The organism is Clostridium sp. Ade.TY, from assembly GCF_000498355.1.
In the GTDB taxonomy this organism is placed as follows: domain Bacteria; phylum Bacillota; class Clostridia; order Clostridiales; family Clostridiaceae; genus Clostridium.
The window spans coordinates 345949-360290 of sequence record NZ_AVSV01000003.1; the positions used below are offsets into that span (position 1 = coordinate 345949).

Genomic DNA, 14342 nt, shown 5'->3' on the forward strand with positions numbered 1-14342 from the left:
TTAAAAAACAGCAAAAAAACGTGAAAAATATGCATAAAAATATATTATATGCATATTGGACTATTGTGTTATATAATTAAAAAACAATAAATTTATATTTATTTAATATAAATTATAAAAAATTTAATATTAATGTAAGAGTTAGATGAGATAATTATATAAAAGGGAGGAGTTATGAATAGAAAAAAGAAACAAATAAGACGTAGGATAATATCATTATCTATAATTGCTTTACTATTGTTTTTTGGGGTAAAGCTTGCATTTTCTATAAAAGGTAGAGTAGAAAAGTTAGATTATCCTTATAAGTATGAAACAATGGTAAATAAATATAGTAAAAAATATAATTTAAATCCATTATTTGTTCTATCAGTTATTAAAGTTGAAAGTAATTTTGAGGAAAGAGCAAAATCATCTGTAGGAGCAATTGGATTAATGCAGATAACAGGTGAGACTGGTAGTGAAATTGCAAATAAATTAGGATATAAAAACTTTATATCAAATGACTTGTATAATCCAGAAACTAATATAGAATTTGGATGTTTTTATTTAAAAGATTTGTTTAAAGAGTTTAATGATAGAGATTTAGTTATTGCAGCTTATAATGGAGGACGAGGTAACGTTAGAAATTGGTTGAAAAATAAAGAGTATTCAAAAGATGGAGATAATCTTCATAATATACCTTTTCCTGAAACTAAAGAATATGTTGAAAAAGTAAATAAGGCATATGATATGTACAAAAAAATTTATGGAAATGAGCAGAAATAATATATTTTTAAACAAATAATAAAAGCCATATATTTGGCTTTCTTTTTTTATAATTAAAAATAAGTTTTAAAAAAATAAATTATTTGTATACAAAATGTTGTCATAATATAAATTAAGTAAATTTATATGGAAAGAGAATTATAAAACTTAATAATTTTGGGGGAATTAAAATTAATGAATAATTGGAGACGTAATTTAATTGTATGTTGGTTTGGTACTTTTATAACGATGATTGGAATGAGTCAAATAGCTCCTATTTTGCCAATATATATAAAACAACTTGGGGTTACTAATGTGTCTCACATTGAGCAAATATCAGGTATAGCATTTGGTATTACATTTATTGTATCTGGTATATTTTCTCCAATATGGGGAAAATTAGCTGATAAAGTTGGAAGAAAGCCTATGCTTTTAAGAGCTAGTTTTGGAATGGCTATTGTAGTTTTTTCAATGGGATTTGTACATAATGTCTATGTTCTTATATTACTTAGAATATTACAAGGAACTATATCAGGATATTCTACAGCATGCACAACACTAATTGCAACTCAGACTGACATAGAACATGTAGGAACTGCACTTGGAACTTTATCTACTGCAGGTGTCGCTGGTTCTCTTTTAGGACCAATGATAGGTGGATATTTAGATGGTATAGCAGGAATAAGAAGTGTTTTTTATATAACGGGAGTATTATTAGCTATTGTATTTTTTACTACTGTAATATTTATAAAAGAAGATTTTAAAGCAAGTAGTAAAAAGACATTGAAATTTAAAGAAGTTTGGAGTCTTATACCTAATAAAAAATTACTTGTTGCAATGTTTGTAACATCTTTTATACTCCAATTAGCATTTTATTCAATAGAGCCTATTATAACTGTATATGTAACAAATTTATCTAAGACTGTTAAAAATATTGCATTAATTTCTGGTATGGCATTTTCAGCATCAGGACTTGCAAATATATTAGTAGCAAGAAAACTTGGAAGGTTATCAGATAAAATTGGTGCACATAAAGTTATGCTAGTAGCTCTTATAGTTGCAGGAATTATATTTATACCACAGGCATTTGTTAAAAATCCATGGCAACTTATGGGACTTAGATTTTGTTTAGGACTTGCGGCAGCAGGTTTAACTCCATCAATAAATACAATAATAAGAAAAATAACACCAGATAAAATTTCAGGAAGAATATTTGGATTTAATATGTCAGCACAGTATTTTGGAACTTTTGGTGGTTCTGTATTAGGAGGACAAATAGCAGCATTTTTTGGAATAAAATATATATTTTTTATTACTAGTGCATTATTATTATTTAATGCAGTTTGGGTATATAATTTAGTTTATAAAAATTTATAGTGGATAATTAAAATAAGGAGAGCAAAATAAGCTTTCCTTATTTTAATTATGATATAATACTTTATTGAATAAGGAGGTGAGGTATATTTGAATTTAGAAACAATAAATAAAAACATGTTAAAGTTAAGTTCTTTATATACGAGAACACAAGGAGAAAAATTATCAAAAGAAGCATATGTAAAAGATTTAAAAGGTAAAAATATAGATAATATATATCATATTTACGGACAAGTTTTAAATGATAATAAAAGTAACATATATAGGACTCATATAAAAATTAATAATAAAACAGATAGGATAATTGATACAAGATGTACTTGTGAAACCTTTGATGAAAATAGAAGGCAAATAAGAAATTATGTATGTAAGCATATAATGGGGACATTTTTTACTTTTTATAATGTAGCAAAGAAAAATATAAAAAATAAAGAAGAAAAGACAGTAAGTAAAAAAGAAGAATCTTTAGAAAAACATTTAAAAAGTAAAAGGTTTTTATCTTTAGATATAATGATAAAATGCATTGTAAATGATGGAATAAAATCATTTCAATGTGAATTTAAAATAGGGGCTTTAGGTACTCATTTAATAACAGATATAAAAGATTTTATAAGGAAAATGGAAATTAAAGAACCTATAAAATTTAATGATGTTTTTATTTATGATCAGACAAAAGATGTATTCATAAAAGAAGATAAAGAAATAATTGAATTTATAAAGAAAAATAAAAATAGAGCAAATGGAAAGTGCTTAAAGTTATATCAAAATGAAATAAAAGATTTTTTGAAATTAATAAATAAAGATAAAAAAATTATATTAAATTATAATTTTATAAATTATGAAGTTAAGGTTAAAAAGGTAAATGTACCAGTTGCATTAACAGTAATACTTAAAGACAATAAGTTTATTTTAAGACATCATAATAAATTTCCTGTTTTACTAAACAACTATGGTGATGTAATGTTATTTGATAGAAATATATATTTACCTAAAGAAAAGCAATTAAATTCTTATATACCTTTATATAAAAAATTAATTAAATCTAGTGAATTATATTATGAAAAATCACTAAATAGTTTAAATAAATTATTAGAGGAACTTAAAAATGTAACTAATAATGTTGTATTGGATGAAAATACAAAAGAATACAAAAAGAGTTTAATTAGGCCTAATTTTTATTTTTATAAGGAAAAAGATAAAATTTATTGTAATGTAAAACTTAATTATTCAGGATATATAATTGATTTAATAAAAAATAAAGGCGACAATAGTTTTTTAAGAGATTATAAAAAAGAAGTATTAATAAGTATGGAGCTTCAAAAGTTTAAATTTATAAAAAAAGATAAAGATTTTATGTTTATAGGAAATGATGAAGATATATTTAATCTCTTGAGTATAGGCTTTAAAAGATTAAATGAAATTGGTACAGTTAAGGTTTCAAAAGATTTAGGAGACTTTAATTTAATAAATTCATCATGCATTGATTCAAGTTTAGAAGAATTTGATAACTTTTATACACTTAAATATAATATTTCAGATTTTAATATAAAAGAAATTAAGTCAGCCATAGATAGTATGAGAAATGGAAATAAGTTTTATAAAAATAAGAATTCTTATTTAGATCTAGAAGATGATGGGATTGTTCAATTTTTAAATCTTATAGAAGATTTAGGATTTGATAATATAAAGGATAATGAAATTTATATAGATAAAAATAAAAGTATTTATATTAGTGAAAAATTTAAAAATAGAAGTTTATCTTTTATAAAGGGAAGTAATATATTTCAAGAAATAGTTAAAAAACTATTAAATAAAGAGTATAAAAGAAAGCTTGTACCAAAGAAATTAAATGCAAAACTTAGAAATTATCAAAAAGATGGATTTAAGTGGATAAATGAAGTAACTTCATTAGGATTTGGTTGTATACTTGCTGATGATATGGGACTTGGAAAAACAATTCAAATAATAGCATTTTTATTATCTCAAAAGAAAACAAAAGCCTTAGTAGTTACACCAACAGCATTAATTTATAATTGGCAAGATGAATTTGAAAAATTTGCACCTACAATTAAAGTTGGGTTGATACATGGAAGTAAAAATACAAGAGAAAATATAATAAATAATTATAAAAATTATGATGTATTATTAACTACATATGGAACACTTAAAAATGATGAAGAAAAATATAAGGATATAACTTTTGATTACTTTATAATAGATGAAGCTCAAAATATAAAAAATCCTACTGCAAAAGTAACTGAAACTGTAAAAAATATAAAGTCAAAAAGCAATATAGCATTAACAGGAACTCCTATAGAAAATAATCTAATGGAACTTTGGTCAATATTTGATTTTATTATGCCAGGATATTTATTTAGCAAAGAAAGATTTAGAGAACGCTTTATAAATATATCAAATACAGAAGAGTTAAAATCTCTTATAACACCATTTATACTTAGAAGAGTAAAGGAAGATGTTTTGGCTGAACTTCCAGACAAAGTTGAAAAGAAGTATTTGGTTGAACTTAATAGTAAGCAAAAAAGTATATATAAATCATATGTAAAAGAAATAAAAAATAAGATAAAACAATCAAATAACAGTATAAATTTATTTTCTTATTTAACTAAATTAAGAGAGTTGTGCTTAGATCCATCTCTTGTAATTGAAGATTATGCTTTTAAAAGTGCAAAGATTGAGGTTGTGAAAGAAATAATAGATAATACAAAATCAAATAAAAAGATACTTTTATTTTCTCAATTTACATCTGTTCTTAAAAACATAGAGGTTGACTTTAAAGAAAAAGGAATAAAGTATACTTATTTGGATGGAAAAACATCTGCAAAAGAAAGAATTGATAGAGTTAAATTGTTTAACGAAGATAAGGATATACAAGTATTTTTAATTTCATTAAAAGCTGGAGGAGTAGGATTAAACTTAACATCAGCTAATTTAGTAATACATTTTGATCCTTGGTGGAATCCAGCTATTGAAGATCAAGCAACAGATAGAGCACATAGATTTGGACAGAAAAATATAGTTGAAGTAATAAAGCTTGTAGCAAAAGATACAATAGAAGAAAAGATTGTACTTATGCAAGAAGATAAAAAGGAGCTTATTCAAAGCCTTATGGACGGAAAGGATATGGATGGAAAGAAGCTTAAAAAGTTAACTGAAGAAGAAATAATGAAATTATTTGATTAATATTTAATAATTAAATCATAAAAAGTAAAGATTTAATAAAATGGATAAAAAGAAGGATTTTGATTAATTATAGTAAGTATAAATCTATTTTTTAAAATAGGGGTGAAATACTTATGAAAAAATTATTTAAAATCCTTTTTTCTATATTTATAGCAATAATTTTATCTTTTAATTTTATTACTTATTATCCAAAAGCTTCTAATAATTTAGAATTGGTTCAAGATTCAACGAATATAACTAAAATTCCAAAAAATTTTAGGAAAAGTACAGATGTTTTAAATTTAGATGAAGGAGAAAAAATTAATTTAACTGGACTTAAAGAGCTTAATATATCAGGAAGTGCACAATTTTCAAAGGAAGGATTATCTTTAATAAAAAAATCTATAGGAGATAAATATAATATAACTGTTGTTGATTTAAGAGAAGAATCACATGGATTTATAAATGGTATTCCTATAAGTTTTAAAAATAAAAATAATAATGCCAATGAAGGGTTATCATTAAATGAGATTTTAAATGATGAAGCTAAAAGATTAAATTCTATAAAGATTAATGAACCTATAACTTTTAGTAATACTAATATTTCAGTAATTCCAAAAGAAGTTTACAGTGAAGAAACCCTTACAAAAAATAATAATTTAAATTATATAAGAATACCTGTAACAGATGGTGGACTTCCATCTACTGATATGGTAAATAGATTTAAAGAGACAGTAATAAATAATAAGGGAAATAATAATTGGTTTCATTTTCATTGTAAAGCTGGCATAGGAAGAACAACTACATTTATGATAATGTATGATATTGTTAAAAACTGTAATGAAGTTAGCTTAGAAGATATAATTACAAGGCAAGTAAAACTTTTTGAAATGAGTGAAAATGATTCAAAAGGATTTTATTCCGGGGATAGATATAAATTTTTAAGTGATTTTTATAATGAATGCAAAGGTAATTCAAAAAATATTTTTAATAAAAACAATAATAAAAATGATTATTATATTAAAAATAATATAATGCCTAAAACCTTATATGTAATAAAAGATAATGAAATGACGAAAGAAGAACAAACAATGGTAGCTACACTTCAAGGAAATGTAGCTACTAAATCAAAAGAACAAATTTATATTTTAAGTAATTATGAGCCAAGTTACGAAACTTGGCTTAATGATTTAAAAGAAAATTATAATGTTAAATATAAATTTATAAAAGACCCATATGAATTATTAAGTAAGTTTAAAGATTATATAAAAGGATATATTTTGTATAATAATTCAAATAAATATTCTATAAATAATGGATGTTCACTTGCATCTTTAGAAAATGGAATAGTTATAGATGAATTGATAGAAGAAAAAGTTAAAGAAATTGGAGTAAAAAATTTAATTAAAGATTGTAGAGATACTGATAAATATTGGGCTTTTAATAATTTATGGAATAAAGGGTTAAATCATTCAACAGTTATACAATTATCACCAGATAAAACTATGGCATTAAGAGATTATGCTATAGTTTCAAAATCATTAGTTTTTTATGAAGAAGAGATTAACAATAAAGAATTTAGAGAAAAAATATTTAGTTCTATGGATGATGTGTCAAGAGTTTTTGGATGGGGACCTGATGAACATACAAATGTAAGTATAGCATCTAAATTTGGAGTTGATATTGTTGCATCAGATTGGTCATATAATTTATCTGTTTTAAGTTCTTATCCAACTAGAGATCAAAAACAAAATTTAAGTAAAGAGTCAGTTAAAGATAATGCTCATTATGTAACTTTTATTATGTCAGATGGTGATAATCAACAATGGTTTCTCGGAAGCAATTTTAATTCTAATAATTGGTATGGCTCAAAATATAGAGGAAAGTTTAATTTAGGATGGTCAATAAGTCCATCAATATATTATTTAGCACCTACAGTATTTAATAAATATTATGAAAGTGCTAGCAATATAAGGTATAAAGATTATTATTTAGCACCACCATCAGGAAATGGATATATGTATCCAAGTAAGTTTCCAGAAGAAAAACTAAATAATTATACTAAAAGATTAAGTAATTATATGAAAAAGGTAGATCAAAATTATGTTTTAATACTTGATGATGAATCTTTTTATAGAACTGATTTATGGGACAAATATACTTGTCATAATAATATAGATGGTTTAATTTATTTAGATTATAAAAAAAATAATAATTATAATGGAGAAATTGTATGGTCAAATAATAAGCCGGTTGTATCATGTCGTGATTTAATGTGGAAAGGATTGGAGGAAGAAGATACATTAATAGAAAATATAAATAGCAGAGTAAAAGAAGGATATACAGATATTAAAAATCCTAAGTCTTATACTTGTGTTTATGTTCATGTATGGAGCAAAAATATGGATGATTTAAATTTAGTGATAGAAGAGTTGAATAAAAATAGTAAAGTTGAAGTTGTGACACCATATACATTTATGAAGTTAATAAAAGAAAATATAAAAAAATAAATTTATAAATAATGATATTTTATATGATGTAGAAAATATTAAAAATATGAATTAAATTATAATTCATAATATAAAAATGTTCAAAAAATATATTTACTAAATACTTTTAAATTTATATAAATATATAAATTTAAAAAGTAAGTATTTTCAAAGATTTACAGAGTATTTATACAATATTATAAATAAATATAATTTTAAAATAAGAAGTATTTAAATAATATATTTCTTATTTTTTTATATAAAGTTTGAACAAAGTTTAATAATAATACATAAATAAAGACAAATTAAGAATTAACTTAATAATAAATACAAATTAAATTAATGAAAATCTAACAGTTTTAACATAGCCTTTTGTATATGGTAATTTTAAAATATAAGTGTAAGAATAATGGATAAATATATAGGAGGTATGATATGGAAAACGAAAATGGATACAGTAAAAAAGTCCAGAATACACTTATGATAATGTTCTTGTTAGGAATATTTATAGGGGCAATGGATGATGGAATTGTATCACCAGCAAGAACAATTATAGCAGATGCATTAAACATAAGTGCTGATGTTTCAATTTGGATGATTACAATCTATACATTAGTTTATGCAGTTGTAATGCCTATTTCAGGAAAGTTAGCGGATAGGTACGGAAAAAAGAAATTATTTGTAATATCAATAGCTATATTTGGTATAGGTTCAGCATTAAGCGGAATGTCAGATTATTTTAATAGTTATTCATTCTTAATAATAGCTAGAGTAATACAAGCTATTGGCGGCGGTGGAATAATGCCAATTGCTACAGCATTTATAGGAGAAAGCTTTCCAAAAGCAAAAAGAGGTAGTGCACTTGGTATTACTGGAGCAACTTATGGAATAGCAACAACACTTGGACCTACTATTGGTTCAGCAATATTAAATTTATTTGGCAATGATAATTGGGGAATATTATTTTTTATAAATGTTCCTATATGTATAATCGTATTATTAATATCAATAAAGGTAAAAATACAAGAACCTAAGTATACAGACAGAAAACTTGATGTTAAGGGAAGTGTAGTTTTATCTTTAATGATACTTGGAATTATGTATGGAGTTACTAATTTAAATTTCCATGATTTCATTAAATCAATAACATCAACAAAGGTATATCCTTATTTAATAATATTTGTTGTATTATTACCTATATTTATATACTTAGAAAAAAGAGCAGAAGATCCTGTTTTAAATTTAAATTTCTTCAAAAATAGAAATATAGTTATAACATTAATAATGGCTTTTGTAGTAGGTTGCGGAATGATGAGTGTAGTATTTATTCCTCAATTTGGTGAAAATGTTCTTAGAATATCTCAAGGTTCAGGTGGATATTTAATTACTATTATCGCACTTTGTTCAGGTGTAGCAGCACCTATTGGTGGTAAATTTATAGATAAGTTTTCAGCAAAAGCAGTACTTTTAGTTGGATTTACATTTTCTATAGTAAGTTCTTTATTATTAGCATTTAATGTTTGTAAAACTAATAGTGAACCAATGTTATTTATAGCTCTTATATTAATGGGTATAGGTATGGGATTAACAATGGGAACACCACTTAATTACTTAATGCAAGTAAATGTTAAAAGGACTGAAGCAAGTTCAGCTCAAGCAACAGTTTCATTAATAAAAAGTTTAGGTATTGCAATTTCACCTAATATATTAGTTAATTTTATAGCTGTTGCAGGAGATAAGATGCCATCTAAGTTAATGGAAGTTATGCCAAAAGTTCAAGGTATGACAGCTGGTATGTCACAATCAATTGGAGGAGGAGATGTACCAAAACATATTTTAAATTCTTTCCAAAATGCAGATGTTTCAAGTATAGCAAATGTAATGAAGGAATTTGCAAGTTTTATGTTTGATAAAGCTAAACCCGCAATTGAAAAAGGATTGATTGGACATGTTCCACCAAATGCTAATATAAATGTAATATTTAATAATATGAAGAGTGAATATATACATCAAGTAGAAGGTGCAAAAACTGCTATTGAAAATACATTCCAATCAACATTAAATAATGGATTCCTAGGATTGTTTGTTACATTAGCTATAATAGCTGCAATAGGATTTTTTGTAGCATTATTCTTAAAAAACAATAAAGGTGAGGAAGCACAATAATTTATATAGTTAAAATTAAAGGCAAAAGAGTAACTAACTTTTTTGCTTTTAATTTGCATTTTTTTTGATTTAGTATTAAATTATATATAGATAAAACTTATCATACTATAAAAAATTTTAAAATTTACTTATTAATAATTAATGCATACTTTGCATATTAAATAAAAATTATTAAGGAGAATTATGTATAAAATAGATTTCTATAAAGATAAGAATGGAAATATTCCTGTGTTAGATTATATAAATAAATTAAAAGATAAAAAAGATTGCAATAAGAGAGCAAGAGTTAAATATTATAAAATAGAACAAATGTTTAATTTATTATCTGATAAAGGGACAACTATTGGTGCACCAATTATAAGAAATTTAGAAGGAAATATTTATAAAATTAGAGTTTTAGATTCTCGATTTTTCTTTTTGAGAGTTAATGATACTTTTGTAATGTTAAGTCATTTTATAAAAAATACTCAAAAAACTCCAGAGAAAGAAAAAACTATTGCTAGAAAAAGGGCTAGAGAAATTTAATATAAAGGTAAAAGGATGGATTAAAGATGAAATTAAAATATAGAGAAGAATATGATGATTTAAATAAAATTTTATGTGATTATTGTAAAAAGGAAAATAAAAATTCCTTTGATAGTAAAAAAGATGTTATAGAATATTTAAGTAAATTAGATATGGATTTAATTAAAGAGATACAAGTTATACTTCATATTGGGTGCACTTGTAAAGAAAATGTTATGAAACCAGAATTATTATTTGATAATATAATGCAAAACTTTGATGTTCTAAAAGGTTGGAGAACAAAAGAAATTGAAATTAGTAATATGGTAATTGATGCACCACTTGATAAATATTTTGAAGATGGAATAGAAATACTACAACTAAAGAATTAATATTTAAGAAGAATTAGATTTATAAGCTAATTCTTTTTTTATAACTTGTAATATCTTTAATTATAAGTTTTTTAGTAATAAACGAAGAAAATAAGAGATATTTACTTTAAAAGGTGAAATTTAATAAAATACGGCTAAAAATTTGAAAATATAAAAATAATATGATATAGTATATAAGCATATAATGTATATGTTATATTTTTTTATAAATTATAAGAATTTATATATTATAAATTGAATAAAAGTAAAGGGGATGAAATTATGTTTAAGTTACCAAATTGTCCAAAATGTAATTCAGAATATACATATGAAGATGGAAGTATGTTTGTATGTCCAGAGTGTGCTCATGAGTGGAATGAAGCATCAGAGAATGGAAGTAATGAAGATGCATTAGTTGTTAAAGATGCAAATGGAAATATATTAAGTGATGGAGATTCTGTAACTGTAATTAAAGACCTTAAAGTAAAAGGAGCTTCATCAGCACTTAAAAAAGGTACAAAAGTTAAAAATATACGTTTAGTTGAGGGAGACCATAACATTGATTGTAAAATTGATGGATTTGGTGCAATGCAATTAAAGTCAGAATTTGTTAAAAAATTATAATTAAAATAATTAATATAAAAAGCTAGGAAAATTCCTAGCTTTTTTGCTATATAATTAGTTCATGTATTTAAATTTAAATGTGAAAAAATATGAGATATTATACAAAATTTAAGATATAATTAAAAATTATAAAAGTAAATATTTAAATTAATTTATTTTTAAATTATAGAAGGTTAGGGTAATTATGGGAGATATAAATTTACAGGAAGTTAGAAAACATGGGACAAAAAATTTCCCTTGTGCATTTTACTTAAAAGAAAATCATAAAGATGGTCTTCTTGTTAAGCATCATTGGCATAATGAATTTGAACTTATTCATTTAAAAAAAGGAAAGTTTAATATAGAAGTTAATATGGATAAGCATTGTATAGAAGAGGAGTGTTTATGTTTTATAAATAGTGGAGAACTTCATTATATAAAATCAAAATATCCTTGCTTTGAGAGTGCTATAGTGTTTGATTTGAAAATGCTTAGTTTTGATATGTTTGATTCAATACAAGGTAAGTTAATTCAGCCTTTGTTAAATGGTAAATTAAAATTTAAAACATTAATATTTAAAAGAGAAAGTTATGGAAAAGAAATTTTATATGAATATAAAAAAATAGTAAATGCCTATGCAAGTGAAGGAGCCCTTACACAAGATATAGAAGGAAATCATATTCAAAATATTGCACTTCAAATAAAAGTGAAAGCCTCTATATTAAATATATTAGGTATATTATATGAAAATAATTTATTAATTAGAGAAGATGGAAAAAATAAAGATTATAGAGTTGATTATGTAAAGAAAGTTATTTCATATATTCAAGAAAATTATAAAGAAAAGATCTATATAAAAGATTTAGCAGAACAGATTAATATGAATGAACAATATTTCTGTAGATTTTTTAAAAAGATGATTGGAAAGACTCCAATGGAATATGTAAATGAATATAGAATAAAAAAGACTAAAGAATTGTTAAAAGAAACAGATATGAAAATAGTGGATATATGTTTAGAATGTGGATTTAATAATATAGGAAACTTTATAAAGGTGTTTAAAAAAAATACTAGTATAAATCCAATTAAATATAGAAAATTAAATAAAAGCAATAAATAATTAAATTAATATAAAAAAATAAAAAGTAGTAGGTTAAAATGCGTAAGATTTTGAGAGAACATTTTAATCTACTACTTTTTTAAAATTTATAAATAAAGGTTTATTTATGAGCTAATTTAATTACATGATAATTTTTCTTTTCTAAGTCTTCTAATTTTCTTTTCCTCGCCATAAGCAACTATTAAAAGTAATATTACACCTATGATAAGTGCGGCATAGAATACAACAAAAACATCATTCCAACCATGAAGGGTTGTACCAAATATACTTATACCTGATGATTTTGGATCAGCAATTTTTGCAAGTGCAACTTTAGCTGTTGAATCTCCAAAAAGGTATCCAAATGTTCCACTTAATCCGTTAGTTACGGTTGTAGCTTTCTTTGGTGTAAATCCTACTATAGATACACCAATTAAAAGTTGTGGTCCAAATATTAATGCTCCTAAGCAGAATAATGATACATTTATCATTGTAACGCTAGTTGCATATCTATATCCAAGTACTGCAAATGCAGTTATTCCTAAACAAAATGCTGCAAGAATAGCTCTTCTTCCTTTTAAAAGGTCAGATACATATCCCCAAGTCATACTTCCTAAAAGTGCACCCATTTCAAAGTAGAAAATTGTATCAACAGCATCAGTCATTCCAAATCCTAAATGCTCTGTAACATAAAGTGGTGCCCAGTTATCTATTCCAATACGTACTATGTATACGAAAACATTTGAAACACAAAGTATCCAAATCCAAGGATTCTTTAAAACATATTTTTTAAATATTTCAAATTTAGTCATTGATTCACTTTCGATATTATCTTCATCTACAGGTTCATCAAATATTTCTTCAACTCTATTCCAACCTAATTCTTCAGGTTCATCTTTACCAACAAACATTAATAAAATACCAACTATAAGTGCTATTATTGCTGGGAATATAAACATACCTGCAACATTTCCATGGAAGAAAACATTTGCACCCCATAAAGCAAGTATACCTGCAATAGCTCCACCTATATTGTGAGACATATTCCAAAATCCTAAATATCTACCTCTTTTAATTGTTGGAGTCCATCTTGATATAGTAGAATAAGCTGCTGGTCCACCAGGTGCTTGTAAAAATCCACTTAATCCCCAAAGTAATAATATAATTCCAGATGGTTGTTTACCAGCTAGTAATAAAAATCCTATTACTAATACGATACTTGCTGACATAGCTAATAAAAATGAAACTATACGTTTTGCATTTCTACCATCAATTATGTAGCCTAATAAAGTTTTACCTATTGCATATGTAATTGAAAATCCAAATCCTATATATCCAAGTTCGGATGTAGTATATCCAAGTTGTTCTTTTAAAAGTGGTTGTGCTGCTTTAAAGTTATTTCTAATTAAATACATACAAGCATAAACAACAAATACAACGAAGAAAGCTTTTAAAAATTGCTTTGCCCATTGTTTTCTCTGAACTTCTATTGGTACAGAAACAGGTTTTTTGTTAATACTAAAAAATTTACTTATTGCGTTCATATTACCTCTCCTTAGTTGTTATAATTTAATGTTTAAAATATAAATCCTAGAAAATGTTTTCAGAAAACATTTACAGGACTATAATAAAATAAAAGATGAACAAAAAAATCTCTTAAATGTTTCATAAATGTAACATTTTATTTATGTGAATATTAATTAATTTATTATTGATATAAAAATATAAGTATTAATATTAAATTTTGTGTATTCAAGATTGAAAATTAATAAACAACTAGTTGAAAACGTTTAATGAATGTAATATAATAAA

At 24.2% G+C, this 14342-nt stretch carries 10 protein-coding genes; 9 read left to right on the top strand and 1 reads right to left on the bottom strand.

The window, feature by feature from the left end:
• The first annotated feature begins 174 nt into the window (after positions 1-174).
• The 9 genes from O212_RS0102350 to O212_RS0102390 all read left to right on the top strand — a co-directional run bounded on the left by O212_RS0102350 (position 175) and on the right by O212_RS0102390 (position 12551).
• On the top strand, positions 175-765 hold the full coding sequence (locus O212_RS0102350) for a lytic transglycosylase domain-containing protein (RefSeq protein WP_029699115.1): 591 nt from the start codon (positions 175-177) through the stop codon (positions 763-765).
• A 174-nt stretch (positions 766-939) separates the two neighbouring features.
• Positions 940-2121 carry a multidrug efflux MFS transporter gene (locus O212_RS0102355; protein ID WP_029699116.1) on the top strand — a complete coding sequence of 394 codons (1182 nt, stop codon included), beginning with the start codon at positions 940-942 and terminating at the stop codon, positions 2119-2121.
• Between the two features lie 87 nt (positions 2122-2208).
• On the top strand, positions 2209-5319 hold the full coding sequence (locus O212_RS0102360) for a DEAD/DEAH box helicase (protein WP_024613564.1): 3111 nt from the start codon (positions 2209-2211) through the stop codon (positions 5317-5319).
• A 113-nt stretch (positions 5320-5432) separates the two neighbouring features.
• Entirely contained in the window at positions 5433-7808 is a 2376-nt protein-coding gene (locus O212_RS0102365) for a GxGYxYP domain-containing protein (RefSeq protein WP_024613565.1), read from the top strand.
• Positions 7809-8222: 414 nt separating this feature from the next.
• Positions 8223-9953, top strand: a complete 1731-nt coding sequence (locus O212_RS0102370; protein WP_024613566.1) for an MFS transporter — start codon at positions 8223-8225, stop codon at positions 9951-9953.
• Positions 9954-10136: 183 nt separating this feature from the next.
• Positions 10137-10478, top strand: a complete 342-nt coding sequence (locus tag O212_RS0102375) for a type II toxin-antitoxin system RelE/ParE family toxin (protein WP_029699119.1) — start codon at positions 10137-10139, stop codon at positions 10476-10478.
• Positions 10479-10504: 26 nt separating this feature from the next.
• Positions 10505-10849, top strand: coding sequence for a hypothetical protein (locus O212_RS0102380; protein WP_024613567.1), 345 nt, complete (start codon positions 10505-10507; stop codon positions 10847-10849).
• 261 nt (positions 10850-11110) lie between these two features.
• Complete coding sequence (locus O212_RS0102385) at positions 11111-11452, top strand: zinc ribbon domain-containing protein YjdM (protein WP_024613568.1); 342 nt, start codon at positions 11111-11113, stop codon at positions 11450-11452.
• Positions 11453-11636: 184 nt separating this feature from the next.
• Positions 11637-12551 carry an AraC family transcriptional regulator gene (locus tag O212_RS0102390; RefSeq protein ID WP_024613569.1) on the top strand — a complete coding sequence of 305 codons (915 nt, stop codon included), beginning with the start codon at positions 11637-11639 and terminating at the stop codon, positions 12549-12551.
• A 116-nt stretch (positions 12552-12667) separates the two neighbouring features.
• Here O212_RS0102390 and uhpT read toward each other — a convergent pair whose 3' ends face one another.
• A complete protein-coding gene (gene uhpT / locus O212_RS0102395) occupies positions 12668-14074 on the bottom strand; it encodes a hexose-6-phosphate:phosphate antiporter (protein WP_024613570.1) in 1407 nt (468 codons plus the stop codon).
• Between the last annotated feature and the right edge of the window lie 268 nt (positions 14075-14342).

What these genes read in the sequence shown, in the direction of transcription:
- O212_RS0102350 (WP_029699115.1), top strand. Translation starts at nt 175, where the DNA reads ATGAATAGAAAAAAGAAACAAATAAGACGTAGGATAATATCATTATCT.
- O212_RS0102355 (WP_029699116.1), top strand. Translation starts at nt 940, where the DNA reads ATGAATAATTGGAGACGTAATTTAATTGTATGTTGGTTTGGTACTTTT.
- O212_RS0102365 (WP_024613565.1), top strand. Translation starts at nt 5,433, where the DNA reads ATGAAAAAATTATTTAAAATCCTTTTTTCTATATTTATAGCAATAATT.
- O212_RS0102370 (WP_024613566.1), top strand. Translation starts at nt 8,223, where the DNA reads ATGGAAAACGAAAATGGATACAGTAAAAAAGTCCAGAATACACTTATG.
- O212_RS0102375 (WP_029699119.1), top strand. Translation starts at nt 10,137, where the DNA reads ATGTATAAAATAGATTTCTATAAAGATAAGAATGGAAATATTCCTGTG.
- O212_RS0102380 (WP_024613567.1), top strand. Translation starts at nt 10,505, where the DNA reads ATGAAATTAAAATATAGAGAAGAATATGATGATTTAAATAAAATTTTA.
- O212_RS0102385 (WP_024613568.1), top strand. Translation starts at nt 11,111, where the DNA reads ATGTTTAAGTTACCAAATTGTCCAAAATGTAATTCAGAATATACATAT.
- O212_RS0102390 (WP_024613569.1), top strand. Translation starts at nt 11,637, where the DNA reads ATGGGAGATATAAATTTACAGGAAGTTAGAAAACATGGGACAAAAAAT.
- uhpT (WP_024613570.1), bottom strand. Translation starts at nt 14,074, where the DNA reads ATGAACGCAATAAGTAAATTTTTTAGTATTAACAAAAAACCTGTTTCT.